Genomic DNA, 19,654 nt, shown 5'->3' with positions numbered 1-19,654 from the left:
CTAGCCGGCGGACAGCCAGGGCGACTGCCAAGCCGGATATCCGTCCACCAGGTCATCCGCGGCGGAAGGTCCCCATGTCCCGGGCGCGTACAGCCGTGCCGGACGCGGGTAGGCCAGTGCTGGCCGCAGAATCCGCCAGCTTTCCTCGACGGCGTCCTGCCAGGCGAACAGCCGGTCGTCGCCCACAAGAGCGTCGGCCAGCAGACGTTCGTACGGTGTCCGCGGCGTGCCCAGGTCCCGTTCGAAGGTCGTGTCCAGGCGCACTGGACGCCATTGCTGTGCACTGTCCAATCCGGACAGTCGCAGCCGGAAAGCCGGGTCCGGCGAGATTCGCAGCACCAGCTGGTTGGCCTCGACCTGTGCGGCGTCGGGCAGGAACCGCAAGCGGGGCGTGTTCTTGAAGAACAGCCGGACTTCGGTGGCCTGAGCGGGGAGGCATTTGCCCGCTCGCAGGAAGATCGGCACCCCGGCCCAGCGCCAGTCGTCGATCGACAGTTTGAGCGCGACGTAGGTTTCGGTGTTCGACCCGGCCTCGACCCCGTGCACGCCCTGGTAGCCCTCGTACTGGCCGCGCACGCAGTCGCCCGGTTCGACGGCCGGGATCGCCCGGAACACTTCGAGTTTCTTCGCCCGCAGGTCCGCCACGCTCGACCCGACCGGCGCGTCCATCGCCACCAGCGCCAGCAGTTGCAGCAGATGGTTTTGCACGACGTCGCGCAGTGCCCCGACGCGGTCGTAGAACCGTCCCCGCCCGGCGACGTCCAGTTTCTCGGCCATGGTGATCTGGATCGCGGCCACGCTGTCGCGGTCCCACAGTTCGGCGAGCACGTGGTTGGCGAACCGCAGGTATTCGATTTCGGTGACCGGTTCCTTGCCGAGGAAGTGATCGACGAGGAGCACCTGCTTCTCGTCGAGGACCTCGCTCAGCCGCCGCCGCAATTCCTGTGCCGACGCCAGGTCGGCGCCGAAGGGTTTCTCCAGCGCTACGCGGGCGTCGGCCAGCAGACCGGCGGCGGCCAGGTGGTCGACGACGGGGGCGAACAGCGAAGGCGGCAGCGCCAGGTAGTACAGCGGCCGGGCCGTCAGTTGCGAGGAAAGTGCCTGGTACAGCTCGGGATCCGTGGCTCCGCCGCTGAGGTAGGTCATCCGCCGGGCGAGCCGAATGAACACCGCGTCGTCGAAGTCGTCGATCGCCTTCTCGATCGAGCGGCGGGCGAGTTCGGTGAACTCGGCCTGGGACAACGCGGCGGTGGCGGTGCCGATGACCGGACACCGCAATGAACCGCGCTGTTCGAGCCGGTACAGCGCGGGCAGGGTCATTTTCGCCGCGAGGTCCCCGGTGATCCCGAAGATCACCAGGGCTCCGGCGTTCCAGTCCGCCATCGGTTCAGCCCTGCCGGACCGGCGGGTCGTCGAGGAAATCGGCCGGGGGCACGAAGAACAGGCTGCCGGTGACCGCGGTCGAGACGTCGAGGAGCCGGTCCGGCGGGTCGGCGACGAACATCCGCTCCAGCATCTTCTCGGTCACTGCGGGATCGGCCGCGTAGCCGCAAAAGTAGGTGCCGTACTCGCCGCGGGCGATGGAGCCGAAGGGCATGTTGTCGCGCAGGATCTTGTGTTCGGTGCCGTCCGGGTCCTCGATGGTGGTGCGCGCGACGTGCGAATCCGGGGCCTTCTGCGCGTCCGGGATCTCGACGTCGTCGGCCAGGTGCCGGCCGACGGACTCGTCGCGTTCCTCCACCGGCATCGCCGTCCACTTCGCGAGGTCGTGGAGGTATTTCTGCACGATCAGGAAGGATCCGCCCGTGAAGGGGCCTTCGCTGATGAGCGCTGCGCGGGCCGCGGCCGCGTCGGTGGGGTTCTCCGTGCCGTCGACGTAGCCGAGCAGGTCGCGGCGGTCGAAGTAGCGGAACCCGGGGGTGGCGTCGTACACCGAGACCGCGTCGCCGAGCCGGGTCGCCACCCGCCGGGCCAGTTCGAAGCACGGGTACTGCCGGGTCGCGCGGATGTGCAGGAAGACGTCGCCGGGCGTGGCGGGCGCGTGGTGCCGCGAACCGGTCAGTTCCTGGAACGGGTGCAGGCCGGGCGGGCGCGGACCGGTGAAAAGCCGGTCCCAGGCTTGCGAGCCGAACCCCGTCACGCAGGTGAGGCGTTCTTCCGGCAGCGGGAACGCCACCGAACGGACCAGCCCGGCGAGATCGGGCAGCAGGTCGCGGACAGCGGCCTCTCCCCCGGGATTGATGGTCAGCGTCAGGAAAGTCGCGCTTTCGCTCAGCTGGGCCAGAACCGGTTGCGGAGTCGTCACAGAAGACCTGCCTCGTCCGGGACGACCTCGCAGGTGCGTTCGCGGTCCAGCGGAGCCGACATCGACGTGACCGTGCCGGTGCCGCAGCCGCGCCAGGCCGTGGTGATGCCCTGCGGCTCGTCGTGGCTCGAAATCGGGCCCTGCGCGGCGGTTTCGGCCGGGCCGACGTGATACGTGCGGATGGTGTCCTCGTCGGTGCCGTCGACCCTGGTGACCTCGTACGCGAAGATCGCGACGCGCTGTCCGGCGGCCGGGAAGTCCGGCGGCCACGGGTTGGCGAAGAGGCCTCCGCCGGGAGTGCCGAGGGTTTTCGCGGTGATCTGGTTCATGGTCAATCCCTTTGAGAGTGGGCTGGAATCTCGATGCGCAGCGCTTGCATCGCGGTGACAAGCTCGGCCAGGTCACGAGGATCGGTCAGCGACCGGTCGGTGAGTTCCCGGATCCGCCGCAGCCGGTAGCGGACCGTGTTGGCGTGGCAGTGCAAAGTCTGTCCGGCGCGTTCGGAAGAACCGCCGCCGGAGAAGTACGCCTCGAGCGTCTCCAGCAGCAGGTCGCGTTCGTCGGCGGGCAAATCCAGGACCGGGCCGAAGACCTGGTCTCCGAGCCTCCGGCCTTCGTCGGGGTCGTACGCGACGAGCGCGGCCAGCGGGCTGGGATCGAACGCGCGGACCTCGACGCGTTCCGGCGGCGTACCGGCCAACGCAGTCCGCGCCAGGTGCAGCGCGCGCGGGGTGTCGGCCAGCGACGTGTACAGCGGGCTGACGCCGGTGCGGGTCAACGCGACCTCATTGAGCACGGTCAGCACGGCGCTGTACTGCTCGTCGCGCACCGACACGACCCCGGCTTGCAGGGCCGGAGTGAGCTGCCACGCCGACACAATGCCGAGCTGCCCGAGCCGCCGTTCGATGCCGGGGAGGCTCTCCTCGGCCAGCCCACGGGTCTCTGCCGCGACGACGGCGAGTTTCCCGTCGAGCGGCAGGCCGAGCAGCCGTCCGGCTTCCCACGGCCCGGCTTCGGAGAGGCGCTGACCAGTGAAAAGTGCTTCGGCCAGAGCGGAGCGGCGGCGTTGCTGGGCGACGAGAAGTTCCGCGCTCGCCGCCCGGTACGCCTCGGTCACGCGGACCGCGTGCTCGTCGGTGACCTGCCAGAGCAGGCTCGCCGCGTCGATCAGCACGTCGACGCTGCCGGTCTCGCGCGCGTGGGCGGCAAGCAGGTCCCACAGCATCGCGCAGCCGATCCGGTACACCTGCAGCACCTCCGGCAGCGGCGCGCCCTGGTGCGCCCGCCGGCTGCCGGTCTCCTGCGGGGCACCCTGGTCCGGGGTTTCGATGCCGCCGAGCGCGTCGACCAGGAACCGCACGTTGACCGCGATCGAGCGGTGCAGGTCCGCGCGCGGCACGAGCTTCTCGTCCCGGTAGAGGTCGATCCGTTCGCACGCCGCCGCGCAGATCTCGTCGATCAGCCGCGGCAGTCGCGGCTGAGCCCAAGCGACGAGTCCGCCCATAGTCATCGGCTCAGGCCACGGTGTCCCGGCACGTCACCGTGAGCGTGCCGTCGTCGAGGCTGACGTCGATGGTCGTGTTGTCGTGCGCTTCGCCGCCGAGCAGCGCGCGGCCGATCCGGGTCTCGACCTCGCGGGCGAGGAACCGGCGCAGCGGCCGGGCGCCGTAGACCGGGTCGAAGCCCTGTTCCGCGATGAAGCGCAGCGCCTTGTCCGACACCTCCAGAGTCATGTTCTGCTCGGCGAGCCGCGTGCGCAGATCGCCCAGCATCAGTTCGACGACCCGCTCGATCTCCGGCAGCGTCAACGGTTTGAACAGGACGATGTCGTCGATCCGGTTGAGGAACTCCGGCCGGAAATGCCCGCGCAGCGCCGCCATCACCTCGTCGCGCGCGGACTCGGTGATCTCGCCCTCGGCGTTCACTCCGTCGAGCAGGAAGTGCGCGCCGATGTTGGAGGTCATGATGATGACGGTGTTGCGGAAGTCGACCGTGCGGCCCTGCGAATCAGTCAACCGCCCGTCGTCGAGCACCTGCAGCAGCGTATTGAAGACGTCCGCGTGCGCCTTCTCGATCTCGTCGAACAGCACCACCGAGTACGGTTTGCGCCGCACCGCCTCGGTGAGCTGGCCGCCCTCGTCGTAGCCGACATACCCGGGCGGCGCGCCGACGAGCCGCGACACCGTGTGCCGCTCCTGGTACTCGCTCATGTCGATCCGGACGATGTTGTCCTCGGTGTCGAACAGATCCGCGGCGAGCGCCTTCGCCAGCTCGGTCTTGCCGACGCCGGTCGGGCCCAGGAACAGGAACGACCCGATCGGACGGCGCGGATCCTTGATCCGCGACCGCGCCCGGATGATCGCGTCCGCGACCAGCTGCACCGCCTCGTCCTGACCGATCACGCGGTCGTGCAGCAATTCGTCCAGGCGCAGCAGCTTCGACCGCTCGCCCTCCTGCAGGCGGCTCACCGGAATGCCGGTCCACCGCGACACGACCGCCGCGATCTCCTCCTCCGTCACGACCTCGCGCAGCAACCGGGTGCCCGCCTGCCGCGTGGCGAGCAGCTCTTCCTCGCCCTCCAACCGACGCTCCAGCTCCGGGAGCTTGCCGTGCCGCAATTCGGCGGCCTTGTTCAAGTCGTAAGCGCGTTCGGCGGAATCGGCGTCCCGGCTGACCTGCTCGATCTCCTCGCGCAGCGCCTGAACCTTGTGCAACGCCGAGCGCTCCGCCTCCCACTGCGTCCGCATCCCGCCCGCCTCGGCCCGCAGATCGACCAGCTCGCGACGCAATTCCTCGAGCCGCGCCTTGCTCGCCGCGTCGGCTTCCTTCGCCAGCGCCGCTTCCTCGATCTCCGTGCGGGTCAGCCGCCGGCTCAGCTCGTCCAGCTCGGCCGGCATCGAGTCGATCTCCGTGCGCAGCATCGCGCACGCCTCGTCCACCAGGTCAATCGCCTTGTCCGGCAGGAACCGGTCCGAAATATAGCGATGGCTCAGCACCACCGCCGCGACCAGCGCGCTGTCCTGGATCTTCACGCCGTGGAACACCTCGAGCCGCTCGCGCAGCCCGCGCATGATCGAAATCGCGTCCTCGACCGACGGCTCGTCCACCAGCACCGGCTGGAACCGCCGCTCCAGCGCGGCGTCCTTCTCGATGTACTTGCGATACTCGTCCGCCGTCGTCGCGCCGATCAGATGCAGCTCGCCGCGCGCCAGCATCGGCTTGAGCATGTTGCCCGCGTCCATCGCACCCTCGGTGGCACCCGCGCCGACGACCGTGTGCAGCTCGTCGACGAACAACAGGATCCGGCCCTCCGCGGCGGTCACCTCGTTGAGCACGGCCTTGAGCCGCTCCTCGAACTCGCCCCGGTACTTCGCGCCCGCGACCAGCGCGCCGAGATCGAGCGAGAACACCGTCTTGCCCTTGAGCCCCTCCGGCACGTCGCCGCGGTCGATGCGCTGCGCGAGCCCCTCCACGATCGCGGTCTTGCCCACACCCGGATCACCGGTCAGCACCGGGTTGTTCTTCGTCTTGCGCGACAAGATCTGAATCACCCGGCGGATCTCCGCGTCGCGTCCGATCACCGGGTCCAGCTTGCCCGCCGCCGCGTCGGCGACGAGGTCGCGGCCGTACTTTTCCAACGCCTCGTAAGCAGATTCCGGCGTCGCCGACGTCACCCGCTGGTTGCCGCGCACCTTCCGCAGCACCTCCAGGAACTTGTCCCGCGTCAGCCCCGCCCCGCGCAACAATCGTCCGGCCGCGCTCGAACTGCCCTCCTCCAGCAACGCCGCCACGAGGTGTTCGACGGACACGTAATCGTCCTTCAACCGCCCCGCTTCGCGATCGGCCGCGTCGAGCACCCGCGCGAGCCGAGCGGTCACGCGGGTTTCGCCAGGCGTGACACCGGGGCCGCTCACCTTGGGACGGCGGCCAAGCTCGGTTTCCAGCTCTTGCTTGAGCCGGGCCGGATCCGCGCCCGCTTCGTCGAGGAGCCGCGACGCGAGCCCGTCGGGCTGATCGAGCAACGCGAGCAGCAGGTGTTCGCCGTCGACCTCCGGCTGGCCGTACCGCAGCGCCGAGGTCTGGGCGTCGTGCAGCGCTTCCTGGGACTTCTGGGTGAGCCGGTTGGGATCCATGATCAGTCTCCGCTGCGTCGGGATCGAAGGTCCGTTTCGAGGTCCGCGATGCGGTCGAGCAGGTCGGCGACCAGGCCGACCGCCGCGTAGTTCAGCGAGAATCCGGCGCGCAGCCGCTGGATCCGGGCCGCCGCGGACACCTGCGCGACCGGATACCACCACTCGCCGCGCGCGTCCTCGACCGGTTCCAGCAGGCCCAGCACGGTGAACCGGCGGACCAGCTCCGGATGCAGGCCGGTCGCGTGCGCGAACGTCGGCAGATCCAGATGCGCCCCGCCGGGGCTGCGGCGCACAAGCGCGTAGGTCATCCCGGCCTCCTCGGGTTGTCGTCGGTGGCCGCGGCCAATTCCTCGTAGAGCTTGCGCTGCTCGTCGGTCAGGTCCTTGGGGACGACGATCTTGACCGCGGCGTACAGATCGCCGGGATTTCCCCGCGAATTCGGGATTCCGCGTCCGCGCAATCGCAGCTTCCGTCCGCTGGACGTGCCTGCCGCGATCTTCAGCTTCGCTTCACCGCCGCCGGGGAGATCCATGGCGACAGTTGCGCCCAGTGCCGCTTCCGAAGGCAGCAAAGGAAGATCGACGGTCACGTCCCGTCCTTCGATCTGGTAGCGCTTGTCGTGCACCAGATGCACCACCAGGTAGAGGTCGCCGCGCGGTGCGCCTTCGCCGCTGCCGTAGCCGCCCTGCCCGGCCAGCCGGATGCGCTTGCCGTCGATCACTCCGGCCGGAATGTTGACGTCGACGGTGCGCGAACCCTCCGGACCGTCGAGGGTGAACGACCGCCGACCGCCGTGGAAGGCCTCGTCCAGGCGGATTTCGACCCCGGCTTCCTGGTCGGCACCGGGGATCGGGCCGCGCGGCTGGCGACCGAAGCCGCCGCCGAACATGCCGCCGAAGAGGTCCTCGAAGTTGACTCCTTCGGCGCTCTGGAAACCGCCTTGAAAACCGCCTCCGGACTTGGCGCGAGCGTAGGTTTCCGGGTCCATGTCCGGGGGAACCTGCCGGAAGTCCTTGCCGAACGCGTCGTAGCGCTTGCGTTTCTCCGGTTCGGAGAGCACGTCGTAAGCCTCGGAAACGGCCTTGAACTTCTCCTCCGCACCCGGGTCCTTGTTGATGTCCGGGTGGTACTTGCGGGCGAGTTTTCGGTACGCCTTCTGGATCTCGTCCTGGCTCGCCGTCCGGGAGACGCCGAGCAGCTGGTAAAAGTCCTCGCTGTCGCTCATCAATCCGCCTTCGCGACCACGACCGCCGCGGGCCGCAGCTGGTTGTCCGCGTCGCCGTAACCGGGGCGCACGACCTCGACCACGGTGCCGGGATCGAGGCCTACCGCCGGAATGACCGACACAGCCTCGTGCAGCTGCGGATCGAACGGGGCCCCCTGCTCGTCCGCGTGCCGGGGGAAGCCGAGGTTGGCCATCGCCGTGTCGGCCTGTGCGCGCACCGCCTCGACGCCGGAGACGATGGACTTGGGATCTGCCTCGGCGTGCCCGATGGCCAGGTCCAAATTGTCCAGCACGGTCAGCAGTTCTTTGGCGGCCCGCTTGCGTTCTTGCTGGCGCACCTGGACGGTGTCCCGCGCGGTGCGTTTGCGGAGGTTGTCCAGGTCGGCCATCGCCGTGCGCCAGTTGTTCTCCAGCTCGGCGACCCTCTGCTGAAGCCAGGAGACGTCTGTGTTGTCTTCCGTGGCCGCGTCTTGCTGCTGGTTCTCCATGGCGATCAGGAGGTGGTGAATTCGGCGTCGACCACGTCGTCACCGTCGTCGCCGTTACCCGTGGAATGTACGCCGGTCGTGTCGCCTGCGGTGGACGCGACCGCGGCCAGACCGTGGAACAACTGCTGGAGCTCCGACGTCATCGACCGCAGCTTCTCCAGGCTCGGGTCGTCCTGTTTGAGGAGGTCCCGGGCGTCCACGGCAAGGTTCTCCGCGCGGGCCTTCTCGTTGACCGGCACCGCGTCGCCGAGCTCGGTGATGCTTTTCTCCACCTGGTAAACGGCGCTGTCGAGCGTGTTGCGGGCGTCGACAACCTCGCGCAGCTTGGCGTCCTCGGCCCGGTGCGCCTCGGCGTCGGCGACCATGCGGTCGACGTCCGCGGAGTCCAAATTGGAGCTTTCGGAGATGGTGATGGCCTGTTCCCGGCCGGAATTGGTGTCCTTGGCCGAGACGTTGAGGATGCCGTTGGCGTCGATGTCGTAGGTGACCTCGATCTGCGGCACGCCGCGCGGCGCCGGCGGGATGTTCTCGAGCCGGAACCGGCCGAGCACCCGGTTGTCCGCCGCCTTCTCGCGCTCGCCCTGCAGGACGACGATGTCCACAGCGGACTGATTGTCCTCGGCCGTGGAGAAGGTTTCCTTGCGCCGGGCCGGAATCGTGGTGTTGCGGTCGATGACCTTGGTCATCACGCCGCCCATCGTCTCGATGCCCAGCGACAGCGGGGTGACGTCGAGCAGCAGGACGTCCTTGGCCTCGCCCTTGATGATGGCCGCCTGGACCGCCGCGCCGAGGGCGACGACCTCGTCCGGGTTGACCGTCATGTTCGGGTCTTTGCCGCCGGTCATCCGCCGTACCAGCGCCTGCACCGCCGGGATGCGCGTCGAACCGCCGACCAGGATCACCTCGTCGATGTCGTGCGCGGTGAGCTTCGCGTCGGCGAGCGCCTGCTCCACCGGCACCTTGCACCGGTCGACAAGGTCTGCGGTGATCTGATCGAAGGTGGAGCGCATCAGCGTGGTGTTGAGATGCTTCGGGCCGGAGCCGTCCGCAGTGATGAACGGCAGGTTGATCGTGGTCTGCGTGACCGAGGACAGCTCTTCCTTCGCCTTCGACGCGGCCTCGAACAACCGTTGCAGCGCTTGGGGATCTTTCCGCAGATCGATGCCGTTCTCCTGCTCGAACTGGTCCGCGAGATGATCGACGACCCGACGGTCGAAGTCGTCGCCGCCCAAATGCGTGTCGCCCGCGGTGGAACGAACCTCGACCACACCGTCGCCGATGTCCAGAACGCTGACGTCGAACGTGCCGCCGCCGAGGTCGAACACCAGCACGGTTTCATGCTGTTTCTTGTCCAACCCGTAAGCCAGCGCCGCCGCGGTCGGCTCGTTGATGATCCGCAATACCTCGAGCCCCGCGATGCGACCCGCGTCCTTGGTGGCCTGGCGCTGCGCGTCGTTGAAATACGCCGGAACCGTAATGACCGCCTCGGTCACCTTCTCGCCGAGAAACTTCGACGCGTCGTCGACCAGCTTGCGCAACACGAGCGCCGAAACCTCCTCCGGCGCGTATTTCTTGCCGTGCACGTCGAACCGCACCGCGTCGTCCGGCCCCGGCACGACGTCGTAGGAGACCGCGTCGATCTCACTGGCGACTTCGTCGTAGCGACGGCCGATGAACCGCTTCGCCGACGAAATCGTGCCCTTCGGATTCATGATCGCCTGCCGCCGCGCGAGCTGGCCGACGAGCCGCTCGCCCGAATCGGTGTACGCGACCACCGACGGAGTCGTCCGGGCCCCGTCCGCGTTGGCGATCACCTCGGGCTGGCCGCCCTCCAGCACCGCGATGACCGAGTTGGTCGTCCCCAGGTCGATGCCCACCGCTTTCGCCACGACGCCGTTCCTTTCCGGGTTTGTTCCTGTCCGAAGCCTCGGGACAGGACGAGTTCGAGGTCTGGTGTACTGGAGGCGGAAAGTGGCGTCAACACGAAATGGTTTTCGCTTTCGCCTTTTCCAGCGCATTCGCCTGACGATTGTGGGCCGCACCAAAGAATATTGTTCCGCCGCACAATCGGCTAGCTTCACCGCGTGGCTCATCTACTGCGTGCGATCAAGTCGTACAATTTCGCGGAGGCACCGCCTGCACCGCCGCGATCACCTACTTCACCGTGCTGGCGAACGACCATGCCTTGCTGGAGCAGTTCCAGACGTTCGCCCTGGCGCAGGTTCCTCCGGCATTGCACCGGCAGGCGCTCGACCTGGTCGACAGCGCGATCGCGTCACGCACCGCCGTCGGCCTAACCGGACTGGGTGCCGCCGCCTACTCCGGTCTCGGGTGGATGCGCCACCTTCGCGAGGCTCTGCCCCTGCAGCACGGGGACGCTCCTGCTCGCCGCGGCGTGTTTCGGGCTGTTCTCTACGATTTCGCCGCGCTGCTGGGGCTCAGCGTCAGTCTCGCCGCTTCGGGCGCACTCACCTTTGTCCGGTCCGGGATTCTGCTGACCGCTTGCGCCCTGGTCGCCAATTGGGCGGTCTTCTTGGTGGTACTGGCGAAATTCCCCCGGTGCCCGGTGCCGTTGCGCAGTGTTTGGGCTGGTGCCGCTATTGGCGCGTATTCAGGCCGGTGATCGGGTTTCTGGCGTTTGTCGATTTGAGCATCCAGTTGCTGCTGCTGTGCGCGGCTTGGACTGCCACCGGCAAGCACCGTTGACATCACTTCAAACCCACGTCCTGCGCCAGCGCACGCGCGGCTCGGTTACCGGCCAGCGACGGATACTCCAGCGTCACCCGTTGCAGTTCTCCTGCGATGAACCTCGTCCCGGCGGCCACGAATTCGTCGACGGAGCACTGCAATGTGGTTTCCAGGTAGGTCGGAGTCGCCCGTCCCCGCTTCCTTCCCGGGCGGACCTCATTACGTTCTGCACGCTGCACATTGCGTCGAACAGAGGATCAAGCTCCACGAAGGCCCGATTTCGACGTCGGCGTGGGCCATCGAAAGCTGGCCGAGGAAGTAGTACCACCTGAGATCGTCCTCGGAAACGGAAATCAGGTCTTCAGCCTGGGTGAGCCCCGACGGCGTCAGGCGCGGCCAGGCATCAAAGCGTGCGTCAACTGCTCAAGCAACGTACTGGTGTCAGCGGCGACGGCGACAGCCGACCCCGCCGGGTGCTCGGCCTTGACGGCTCGGGTCTGCCCACGCCGCTGCTCCCCGAGGTCGACCGTGACCGACGTGCGGTGAAGCCCGGCGATCGTCGGGTCGAGCAGGATCACGGCGGCCAGCGGATCATGGAGCGGGAAAGCCGGCAGCTTCCCCGGCAAGGCAAGGAGCACCGCCGCCATGCGTCCCCACAACCGGTCTTGATCCGCGGCGAGGCGTTCTAGCCATAGCCGGGTGACGGTGGCCTTTCGGGTCACATCGAGAGGGACCAGCGTCAGGTCGAACCCAGCCGCCGCGACCTGGGCGGCTGCCTCGGGATCGTGCCACACGTTGCTTTCGGCGCAGTCGCTGATGTTGCCCTTCACCTCGAACGCTCCGGCCATCGACACCACGCGTCGGACCAGCGTGGGCAAGTCGGGTTCGGCGTCCAGGGCGATCGCGACATTGGTGAGCGGGCCCAGAGTCAGGAGATCGACCCGACCGGGGTTCTCCCGAGCAAGGCGCACCATTTGGGCGGCGGCGGTTTCCTCCCGCACGGGCTTCCGTTTCGGCGAGCCCGCCGCCTTGCCCAGGAGATCTTCCGGGTGCGCGAGATGCAGTGGGCGCGCAAGCGGTTCCGACGCCCCCACTGCCACCGGCGTCGAATGATCGCCTGCGATCTCGAGCGCCCGCAAGCCGTTGTCAGCCGCGGCAGCCGCGGACACGTTGCCGTGCACCGAACCCACGCCGACGATCTCGACACCAGGGGTGCGGGCCAGGAGAACGAGGGCAAGCGCGTCGTCAACACCGCCGTCCTGATCGACGATGACGGTGGTCGTTGTTGCCATAGGACATCTTCTCCAGGAGCCCGCAAGCGGCGCAATTCTTCGGTGCCGCCCACCTGCCCGGCGGAGGCACCCTCTTGACAGGTCGTTTCATCAGACAATACGTTCTTGTCACCAGATGAAACACACTCAGCAAGGGAGGCCGCTCGGATGGTTCTCGACACCGCCTACTTGCTCCGCCGGGCGGGGGCCTCCTACCGGGGCCTCACGGCGGTCGACGACGGGCGTACGGCTCGCACCTTCAGCGAGCTTCTCGACCGCGCCGAGCGGGTGGCCAACTCCCTCGACGCACTCGGCATCCCGGAGAGCGCGAGTGTCGGGATTCTGTCCGACAACCGCACGGAGTTCGTCGAGACCGACTGCGCTCTCGCTCTCGGACGGCGGGTTCGGGTGGCGCTCAACGCTCGGCTGCATCTGGAGGATTTCCGTTACGTAGCCGAGGATGCCGGACTCCGAGCGCTCTTCTTCGCGCCGAGGTTCGCGGCGGAGGCGCACGCGCTGGCGGAGGAATTCGGACTCCAGGCGATCCCCTTCGAAAAGCACCCAGGTTTCGAGCACTCGTACGAGGGTCTCATCTCAGAAGCAAAGAGCGAGCCGGTGTTGCGGGACGACGATCCTGAAGGCGCGGCGTGGATTTCCTACACCTCAGGGACGACCGGACGGCCCAAGGGAGTCGTCCTGTCGCATCGGGCGTTGCGCGAGGTGGCGTTGAATCTGCTGCTGGAGCTGTCACCGGTCCGTGAGGGCGAGAGGATTTTGCTTACCCAGGCCGTTTCGCACGCGTCGGGGTACTTCGTGCTGCCGTATCTGATCAGCGGCGCGGGCGTGCATGTCATGCCCAAGTTCGATCCCGATGAGGTCTGGCAGCGATCCCGCGAGGGGCATTTCCGTACGCTCAAGGCGGTTCCCGCGATGCTCGAACCGTTGCTGGACGCGGCGCACGGCGAGTGGGGTTTCGAAACGATCGCCTACGGAGCGTCGAGCGTCGCGTTGCCGGTACTGGAGCGCGCGCTCGATCGGTTCGGGCCGACGTTGGTGCAGGACTACGGGCAGTCCGAGGCACCGATGACGATCACCTGTCTCAGCAAGTCCGATCATCTTGACGCGCAGGCGAGACAGTCCGCGGGAAGGCCTTGGCGGTCGGTGGCGGTCGAGGTGCGAGACGGGGACGGCAGGGTTGTGCGGCCGGGCGAGATCGGGGAGGTTTATGTGCGCGGGTCGCATCTGATGTCCGGCTATCACCGCAAACCCGAGGCTACGGCTGCGGTTCTGGTGGACGGGTGGTTGCGCACCAAAGATCTCGCCCGGGCCGACGAGCGCGGGTTCATTCACCTCCAAGGGCGCAATGACGAAATGATCAATTCCGGCGGGTACAACATCGCGCCTCGCGAGGTGGAAAACGAACTGTCGGCGCACGCGGCGGTCAGCGAGGCGGTGGTGCTCGGCCTTCCCGACCCGCGCTGGGGCGATGCGGTCACGGCGGTGGTGCGGTTGCGGGACGCGCAGGCGGCGTCCAGTCAGGAATTGATCGAGTTTGTCCGGCCGCGGCTGGGGATTCGCACGCCGAGAAGGCTCGAGATTTGGGACGCCATTCCGCGCACACCGTACGGGAAGGTCGACCGGGTCGCATTGCGCGACAAGCTGATCGGAGGGTTCGAGTGAACACCGACGACATTGAGATCTTAGGCGTGGGGATGCATCCGTTCGGTCGGTACACCAACTCGTCGCTGAAAGATCTCAACCGCGTCGCGTGTGTGTCCGCGTTGGTTGACGCGGGGCTTGCGGTGCGCGACGTCGACGCGGTGTACGCGGCCAATGCGATGGCAGGATTGTTGCAGGGGCAGGAGATGATCCGCGGACAGTCGGTCATGCGGGAGATCGGGATCGAGCGCATCCCGGTCACGAACGTCGAGAACGCTTGTGCGAGCGGCTCGACTGCGTTGCGCCAGGCCGTTCTCTCGATCCGCGCCGGGTCGGCGGACGTCGTGCTGGTCGCGGGCGTGGAGAAGATGTTCGTGGAGGATCGTTCCCGGACGCTCGCGGCACTGGAGTCCGCGGGCGACCTCGACGTGGTATCCGGGATCGGACTGCAGTTCACCGCGGTCTACGGGATGCGGCTGCGCAAGCTCATCGCGGCGGGCAGGCTGACGGTGGACGATCTGGTCGCCGTTTCCGTCAAGAGTCACGCCAATGGCGAGCGCAATCCCTATGCGCAGCACCGGAAAGTCGTCAGCCCCGAAGAAGTGCTGGGTTCGCGGCCGATCGCTGACCCGTTGACGTTGCTCATGTGCAGTTCCATCTGCGACGGTGCGGCGGCGGTCGTGGTGGCGCGGCGTGGGGCGGTCCGCGACAACAGCAAGCCGACTGTCCGCATTAGAGCGTCGCAAGCAGCAACCGGGTATACGACCACCGGGAACGAGCCGTCGTTGACCGAATTGTGCGCGGCTGCGGCGTACACGGAGGCGGGGGTCGGGCCGAAGGACGTCGACGTCGCCGAGGTCCACGACGCGATGGCTCCGGCCGAACTCATCGCGTACGAGCAGCTCGGCTTCTGCAGTCCGGGCGACGCGGGCGCGCTGCTCGACAGCGGTACGACCCAGATCGACGGCTCCCGTCCGGTCAATCCCAGCGGCGGGCTGTCGTCGCGCGGGCACGCGGTGGGGGCGACCGGATTGGCCCAGATCGCCGAGTTGACCTGGCAGTTGCGGGGCGAAGCGACGGGACGGCAGACGGAGCGTCCGCGCATCGGCCTCGCCCACAACAACGGCGGCTGGCTGGAGGGCGAGTCAGCTGTCTCGTGTGTGCATTTGCTGGAGAGGACCGATCCATGGGACTGAGCGCCGCCTTGCAGGTTCCGACCACCGCCGAGCGGCCGCGCGACAACGGACAGGCACTCGTCGGCAGCCGTTGCGGACAATGCGGCGCGACATCGTTTCCGGCGCGCGCGGTGTGTCATAAATGCGGCCTAGCTGCACCCGCCGAGCACACCTTCGCGGAGACGGGCGTGCTGGTCACTTACACGACCGTCCACGTCCCGCGACCTGGGCTGCCCGCGCCGTACACGCTCGGCCAGATCGCCCTCGACGACGGCGGGCCGATGGTGTTCGGCCAGGTCCGGACCGATGGAACCGAGCCCGAGGCGGGGATGGCCGTGCGCGTGCGCATCGGTGCCCCGAGCGAGACGCCGCGCTACTGGTTCGTCCCCGAGCGTTTCGCTGGTTGATACGGTGACCTCACTCGACAAAACGCAGAGGTGGCCAGTGACTGAAACTCCCGACGGCTCCACGGTCCGCGCGGTCAGCCGGGCGATCGACATCCTGTTCGCGCTCGGGCACAATCCGCTCACGCTCGGCGATGTGGCCGAGGTCGTCTCGCTGTCGAAGCCGACGACGTACCGGCTGCTGAGCACGTTGCGCGCCAAGGGAATGGTCGTCCAGGACCAGGCCAGCGGGCACTACGGGCTCGGCCCCGGCTGCTTCCACCTGATGTCGTCGATCTCCAACGGCAACGCGGGCTTCATCTTCGAGGCGACCGACGCCCTCGAGCAATTGCGCGACGTCACCGCGGAGACCGTCGCGGTGCACGTGCGCGCCGGCCGCTCCCGCATCTGCGTCAAGGAACTCCCCAGCCCGCACCTGATCCGCTACATCGCGGGCGTCGGCGTTTCCGAGGGCATCCACACCGGGTCAGCGGGCAAGACGCTGCTCGCGTTCATGCCCGAGGCGGAACGCGAGCGCCTGCTCAAGGACCTCCCGCTCAACCCGACGACGCCGAACACGATTACCGACCTCGAGACCTTGCGCGCGCAACTGAAGAGCATCGCGGCCGCGGGCATCGCGCACAGCCATGGCGAACGGGCGATGGGCGCGGTCGGCGTCACCGCGCCGATCACGGACGCGAACGGCTTCGCGCTCGCGGCGTTGAGCGTCATCGGGCCGGAAGGCCGCCTCGGCAAGGAGAAAATCGCCGAGATCGAACGACACGTACGGGAAGTCGCGGCCCGGATTTCGGCGACGGTGTCCGGAGCATCCGAAGTGGACTGAACGAGACGGAGGTCCAGTGGCCCACGACAGCGACGACGTCACCACGGCGAACGACGGCCGGGTTCCGATCCGCGCGCGGTACGAGCCGACCACTGCCGAGCCCGCGCTGAAAGCGTGGAGCGACAACAGGATCGCCGAGCCCGGACCGTTCCGGCCGCGCTTCATGGTCTACTCCGGACTCGGCCCGCCCGCGATGACCGCGGAACGGCTCGCCGTGCTGCAGGAGGTCGGCGCGGAGTCGTTCCTGCTGGCCGCGGACCTGCCCTCGCAGCTCGGTTTCGACCCCGACCACGAGCTTTCGCACGCCCAGGTCGGCCGGGCCGGGGTGTCGTGCGCGACGCTCGACGACTTCGCCACGATCTGCTCCCGGCTCGACCTGTCCGCTGCCGACAGCCTCGGGATGCTGCAGAACTCGCTCGGGCACGTCGCGCTGGGGATGGTCCACAGTGTTCTGTCCGATCGGGACGCTCGGCACGTGAAGCTGGTGATGCAGAACGATCCGCTCAAGGAATTCACCGCGCGGGGCACCGAGATCCACTCCCCCGCGCAAGCGCTGCGGATCGCCGCCGACTGCGTCGCGTTCGCGATCGACGAGGACATGCCCGGTGCGGCGCTCACCGTCTGCTCCAACCATTACGACGTCGCGGGCGCGGGTCCGTTGCTGGCGGTGGCTTTCGCTTTCGGCAACGCCATCGCTTATGTGGACGAATTGGCCGCGCGCGGCTACGAACCCGCGGACGTCGCCGGGAAACTGATGTTCTTCCTCAACGAGCGCAGCGATTTGTTCGTGGAGGCTTCGGTTTTCCGCACCGCACGGATCCTGTGGAGCGAGATTCTGCGCGACCGTTACGGGATTCCGGTCGCCGAACAGCCCGTCGCGAAGCTCATGGGTTACGCCCACGGCCTGGAATCCGCCGACGAACCGCTGGTGAACATCCCGCGCGTGACGCTCAGCGTGCTCGGGTCCATGCTCGGCGGCGTCGATTACCTCTGCGCCACCGGTTACGACGAGGCGTTGCGGATCCCGTCGGCGGACGCCGCCGCGCTCGCCGTGCGGACGATGCAGGTCGTCGCCTACGAACACGGAATGCTGACGACCATCGACCCGCTCGCGGGCAGCGCCAAACTGCGCGACGTCGACGAGCACGTGATGCGCAAAGTCCGGCTCGAACTCGACCGCCTCACTGAGGCCGGCGGGCCGCTCGAAGCCATCGAGAATGGCTACATCGCTGGGCGCATCGACGAGAACCGCGGTGCCCGCCAGGAGCAGCTGAGATCCGGCGAGCGGCTGATGGTCGGCCACGGCGTGTTCGACGCCAAGGCCCGCGCGGAGTGGTTCGCGGGCAAGAGCTCGGGCGAGATCGACTTCGCGGAGGTCGAGCGGGACGCCGTCGAGCGGATCACCGAGCACAAGCGCCGCCGGGACACCGCGCTGGTCGACCGCGCGCTCAAGGCGGTCGAGACCGCGGCCGCGGGGACAGAGAACCTCGTCCGGCCCAGTATCGAGGCGCTGCGGGCCGGTGCGACCTCCGCCGAGATCGTGGGCGCCACCCGGGAAGGGTTCGACAGATGAAACGCGTCGTACTCGCCAAACTCGGCCTCGACGGCCACGACGTCGGCGTCCGGCTCATCGGCAAACACCTCGCCAACGCCGGATTCGAAGTCATCTACCTCGGCAAACGCGTTGCCACCGCGACCATCGTCCAAGTCGCGGTCCAAGAGGACGCCGACGCCGTCGGGCTCAGCTGCCTCAGCGGCGGGCTCGGCCACTTCGCCTCGCTGACCGTCGAAGGCCTGCGTCGCGAAGGCTCCGACGTCCCGGTCCTCGCGGGCGGCATCGACGAGCCCGCCGAGATCGATCGCATGATGGCCGCGGGCGTCCATCGGCATTTCGGGCCCGGTGCGTCGATGGACGAGATCGTCACGGCCTTCCACGAGGCGACCTGACGCTGTCCCGCTCAGGCCGTAGAGCTGAGGCAAGACCCCTCTTGACCTGCGTGACCAGGGCGAGTAGACAAGCCATATCACGTAGTGGTTCGCATGTTTCATAGGACGAAACGCAGAGAGTTTCGTCCCGACGGCCGTCGAAGGTGCGGAAGGAGCGGGCAATGGCGCCGGCGCAGGAACCGACACAGGCACGACCCGAGACGAGACTGGCCAAGGTCGCGGTGACCGCACTCTCGGCCTCAAGCATCGAGAACTACGACTTCTTCATCTACGGCACCGCGGCAGCACTGGTCTTCCCCCAGCTCTTCTTCCCCGAGCAAACCGCGCTGACCAGCGCACTGCTCAGCTTCGCGACCTTCGCGGTCGGCTTCATCGCCCGGCCGCTCGGCGGCGTGCTCTTCGGCCACATCGGCGACGTGCACGGCCGCAAGAAGGCGCTGATCGGCGCGCTCGCCGGAATGGGGCTCGCGTCGACCCTCATCGGGCTGATGCCGACGCACTCGGTGATCGGGGTCGCCGCACCGATTCTCTTGGTATTACTGCGTTTCCTCCAGGGCATCGCGGTCGGCGGACAGCTCGGCGGCGTCGTCCTGCTCGCGATGGAGAGCGCGCCGCCCCGGAAACGCGGCTTCTTCTCGAGCTTCGCTCAGGCGGGCGGCCCGGGCGGCATCATCCTCGGCAACCTCGCGTTCATCGCGGCTATCCGGTTCACCTCGCCCGCGGCCTTCGAGGCGTGGGGCTGGCGCGTTCCGTTCCTCGCGAGCGCCGTACTGGTCTGGCTGGCCATCCACCTTCAGCTGCGCCTTGAGGACACCGACGCGTTCCGGCGGCTCAAGCAAGTCAAGAAACCGGACGCCGGACGCTCCCCCGTACTGCGCGCGTTTCGCGTCCACTACAAGCAAATCGCGCTGGTCGCGGCCGCCTACATCGGCATCAACGTCACCTACTACCTCTTCATGACGTTCGCGGTTTCCTACAGCACGAACTCCGCGATTCTGGGGCTGTCGAAGGACACCGTCCTCCTCGCCGTGCTCGTCGCCGCTGGTGTGCAACTGGTATTGCTCCCGGTGTCCGGTGCCATCTCAGACCGCATCGGCCGGCGCGCGATGCTGTTGGCCGGTTCGGGGATGCTCTGTGCCTTTTCGTTCGCGTTCTGGCCGCTGCTGAACACGAAGTCGACGTTCCTGATCCTGGTCGCGTTCATCGTCGGCCTCGGCCTGATGCACACCACGATGTACGGGCCGCAGGGCGCTTTCTTCGCCGAAGCGTTCTCCACCGGGCTCCGGTACTCCGGCGTTTCGCTGGGCGTGCAACTGGGCGCGGTCATCGGCGGCGCGTTCGCCCCGCTGATCGCGACGTCGTTGTATGCGGCGACCGGATCCTCGATGTCGGTGGCCATCTACATGGCGGTGGTCTGCGCGATCACGTTCGGCGCGGTACTGCTCATGCCAGAAACCCACCTGAAAGATATCAACGAGTCGGTGGTGGTATCCGAACCCGCCGCCGCGAACGACCCAGCCGTCTGACCAAAGGAGA

18 protein-coding genes are annotated in these 19,654 nt (G+C 67.7%); 8 read left to right on the top strand and 10 right to left on the bottom strand.

Annotation, left to right across the window (positions count from 1 at the left end; all coding sequences use genetic code 11):
* Genes ACWDNU_RS22260 through dnaK form a run of 9 tightly spaced genes read right to left on the bottom strand, consistent with a single transcriptional unit; the run spans position 1 to position 10,040 of the window.
* Positions 1–1,383 (bottom strand): glucose-6-phosphate dehydrogenase, encoded by a 1,383-nt coding sequence (locus ACWDNU_RS22260; RefSeq protein ID WP_449670306.1) that lies wholly within the window; start codon positions 1,381–1,383, stop codon positions 1–3.
* 4 nt (positions 1,384–1,387) lie between these two features.
* Entirely contained in the window at positions 1,388–2,305 is a 918-nt protein-coding gene (locus ACWDNU_RS22255; protein WP_449670305.1) for a Dyp-type peroxidase, read from the bottom strand.
* Positions 2,302–2,634 (bottom strand): hypothetical protein, encoded by a 333-nt coding sequence (locus ACWDNU_RS22250; protein WP_449670304.1) that lies wholly within the window; start codon positions 2,632–2,634, stop codon positions 2,302–2,304. The genes ACWDNU_RS22255 and ACWDNU_RS22250 overlap by 4 nt, the downstream gene beginning before the upstream one ends.
* Positions 2,635–2,636: 2 nt before the next feature.
* Complete coding sequence (locus ACWDNU_RS22245) at positions 2,637–3,815, bottom strand: PucR family transcriptional regulator (RefSeq protein WP_449670303.1); 1,179 nt, start codon at positions 3,813–3,815, stop codon at positions 2,637–2,639.
* 4 nt (positions 3,816–3,819) lie between these two features.
* Positions 3,820–6,438 (bottom strand): ATP-dependent chaperone ClpB, encoded by a 2,619-nt coding sequence (clpB, locus tag ACWDNU_RS22240; RefSeq protein WP_449670302.1) that lies wholly within the window; start codon positions 6,436–6,438, stop codon positions 3,820–3,822.
* 2 nt (positions 6,439–6,440) lie between these two features.
* Positions 6,441–6,746 carry a chaperone modulator CbpM gene (locus ACWDNU_RS22235; protein WP_370935133.1) on the bottom strand — a complete coding sequence of 102 codons (306 nt, stop codon included), beginning with the start codon at positions 6,744–6,746 and terminating at the stop codon, positions 6,441–6,443.
* Positions 6,743–7,663 (bottom strand): DnaJ C-terminal domain-containing protein, encoded by a 921-nt coding sequence (locus ACWDNU_RS22230; protein WP_449670301.1) that lies wholly within the window; start codon positions 7,661–7,663, stop codon positions 6,743–6,745. Before ACWDNU_RS22230 ends, ACWDNU_RS22235 begins: the two co-directional genes overlap by 4 nt.
* Positions 7,663–8,151 carry a nucleotide exchange factor GrpE gene (locus tag ACWDNU_RS22225; protein ID WP_449670300.1) on the bottom strand — a complete coding sequence of 163 codons (489 nt, stop codon included), beginning with the start codon at positions 8,149–8,151 and terminating at the stop codon, positions 7,663–7,665. Before ACWDNU_RS22225 ends, ACWDNU_RS22230 begins: the two co-directional genes overlap by 1 nt.
* A gap of 5 nt (positions 8,152–8,156) precedes the next feature.
* Positions 8,157–10,040: a molecular chaperone DnaK gene (gene dnaK, locus ACWDNU_RS22220; RefSeq protein WP_449670299.1), complete on the bottom strand. Its 1,884-nt coding sequence runs from the start codon at positions 10,038–10,040 to the stop codon at positions 8,157–8,159.
* 140 nt (positions 10,041–10,180) lie between these two features.
* Here dnaK and ACWDNU_RS22215 point away from each other — a divergent pair, with 140 nt between their 5' ends.
* Positions 10,181–10,774 carry a YhjD/YihY/BrkB family envelope integrity protein gene (locus tag ACWDNU_RS22215; protein ID WP_449670298.1) on the top strand — a complete coding sequence of 198 codons (594 nt, stop codon included), beginning with the start codon at positions 10,181–10,183 and terminating at the stop codon, positions 10,772–10,774.
* A gap of 451 nt (positions 10,775–11,225) precedes the next feature.
* Here ACWDNU_RS22215 and ACWDNU_RS22210 read toward each other — a convergent pair whose 3' ends face one another.
* Entirely contained in the window at positions 11,226–12,131 is a 906-nt protein-coding gene (locus ACWDNU_RS22210; RefSeq protein ID WP_449670297.1) for a nucleoside hydrolase, read from the bottom strand.
* Positions 12,132–12,278: 147 nt separating this feature from the next.
* On the opposite strand from ACWDNU_RS22210, the gene ACWDNU_RS22205 reads away from it, so the two are divergent.
* The 7 genes from ACWDNU_RS22205 to ACWDNU_RS22175 all read left to right on the top strand — a co-directional run bounded on the left by ACWDNU_RS22205 (position 12,279) and on the right by ACWDNU_RS22175 (position 19,644).
* A complete protein-coding gene (locus ACWDNU_RS22205) occupies positions 12,279–13,790 on the top strand; it encodes an AMP-binding protein (RefSeq protein ID WP_449670296.1) in 1,512 nt (503 codons plus the stop codon).
* Positions 13,787–14,965 carry a thiolase family protein gene (locus tag ACWDNU_RS22200; RefSeq protein ID WP_449670294.1) on the top strand — a complete coding sequence of 393 codons (1,179 nt, stop codon included), beginning with the start codon at positions 13,787–13,789 and terminating at the stop codon, positions 14,963–14,965. The genes ACWDNU_RS22205 and ACWDNU_RS22200 overlap by 4 nt, the downstream gene beginning before the upstream one ends.
* A complete protein-coding gene (locus ACWDNU_RS22195) occupies positions 14,956–15,351 on the top strand; it encodes a Zn-ribbon domain-containing OB-fold protein (RefSeq protein ID WP_449670293.1) in 396 nt (131 codons plus the stop codon). Before ACWDNU_RS22200 ends, ACWDNU_RS22195 begins: the two co-directional genes overlap by 10 nt.
* A 37-nt stretch (positions 15,352–15,388) precedes the next feature.
* On the top strand, positions 15,389–16,171 hold the full coding sequence (locus tag ACWDNU_RS22190) for an IclR family transcriptional regulator (protein ID WP_370935123.1): 783 nt from the start codon (positions 15,389–15,391) through the stop codon (positions 16,169–16,171).
* Between the two features lie 16 nt (positions 16,172–16,187).
* A complete protein-coding gene (locus ACWDNU_RS22185; RefSeq protein ID WP_449670292.1) occupies positions 16,188–17,744 on the top strand; it encodes a methylmalonyl-CoA mutase family protein in 1,557 nt (518 codons plus the stop codon).
* Positions 17,741–18,118 carry a cobalamin B12-binding domain-containing protein gene (locus tag ACWDNU_RS22180; protein ID WP_449670291.1) on the top strand — a complete coding sequence of 126 codons (378 nt, stop codon included), beginning with the start codon at positions 17,741–17,743 and terminating at the stop codon, positions 18,116–18,118. Before ACWDNU_RS22185 ends, ACWDNU_RS22180 begins: the two co-directional genes overlap by 4 nt.
* A 161-nt stretch (positions 18,119–18,279) precedes the next feature.
* Positions 18,280–19,644, top strand: a complete 1,365-nt coding sequence (locus tag ACWDNU_RS22175) for an MFS transporter (protein WP_449670290.1) — start codon at positions 18,280–18,282, stop codon at positions 19,642–19,644.
* Positions 19,645–19,654: the final 10 nt, after the last annotated feature.

The organism is Amycolatopsis sp. NPDC003676 (genome assembly GCF_053587275.1).
Note: the sequence above shows the minus strand (reverse complement) of the source record. Positions and strands in the feature narration are given on the sequence as shown.

Coding starts and splice junctions, on each gene's coding strand:
- ACWDNU_RS22260 (WP_449670306.1), bottom strand. CDS start 1,383: ATGGCGGACTGGAACGCCGGAGCCCTGGTGATCTTCGGGATCACCGGG.
- ACWDNU_RS22175 (WP_449670290.1), top strand. CDS start 18,280: ATGGCGCCGGCGCAGGAACCGACACAGGCACGACCCGAGACGAGACTG.
- ACWDNU_RS22230 (WP_449670301.1), bottom strand. CDS start 7,663: ATGAGCGACAGCGAGGACTTTTACCAGCTGCTCGGCGTCTCCCGGACG.
- ACWDNU_RS22235 (WP_370935133.1), bottom strand. CDS start 6,746: ATGACCTACGCGCTTGTGCGCCGCAGCCCCGGCGGGGCGCATCTGGAT.
- ACWDNU_RS22225 (WP_449670300.1), bottom strand. CDS start 8,151: ATGGAGAACCAGCAGCAAGACGCGGCCACGGAAGACAACACAGACGTC.
- ACWDNU_RS22250 (WP_449670304.1), bottom strand. CDS start 2,634: ATGAACCAGATCACCGCGAAAACCCTCGGCACTCCCGGCGGAGGCCTC.
- ACWDNU_RS22210 (WP_449670297.1), bottom strand. CDS start 12,131: ATGGCAACAACGACCACCGTCATCGTCGATCAGGACGGCGGTGTTGAC.
- ACWDNU_RS22205 (WP_449670296.1), top strand. CDS start 12,279: ATGGTTCTCGACACCGCCTACTTGCTCCGCCGGGCGGGGGCCTCCTAC.
- ACWDNU_RS22245 (WP_449670303.1), bottom strand. CDS start 3,815: ATGACTATGGGCGGACTCGTCGCTTGGGCTCAGCCGCGACTGCCGCGG.
- ACWDNU_RS22180 (WP_449670291.1), top strand. CDS start 17,741: ATGAAACGCGTCGTACTCGCCAAACTCGGCCTCGACGGCCACGACGTC.
- clpB (WP_449670302.1), bottom strand. CDS start 6,438: ATGGATCCCAACCGGCTCACCCAGAAGTCCCAGGAAGCGCTGCACGAC.
- ACWDNU_RS22195 (WP_449670293.1), top strand. CDS start 14,956: ATGGGACTGAGCGCCGCCTTGCAGGTTCCGACCACCGCCGAGCGGCCG.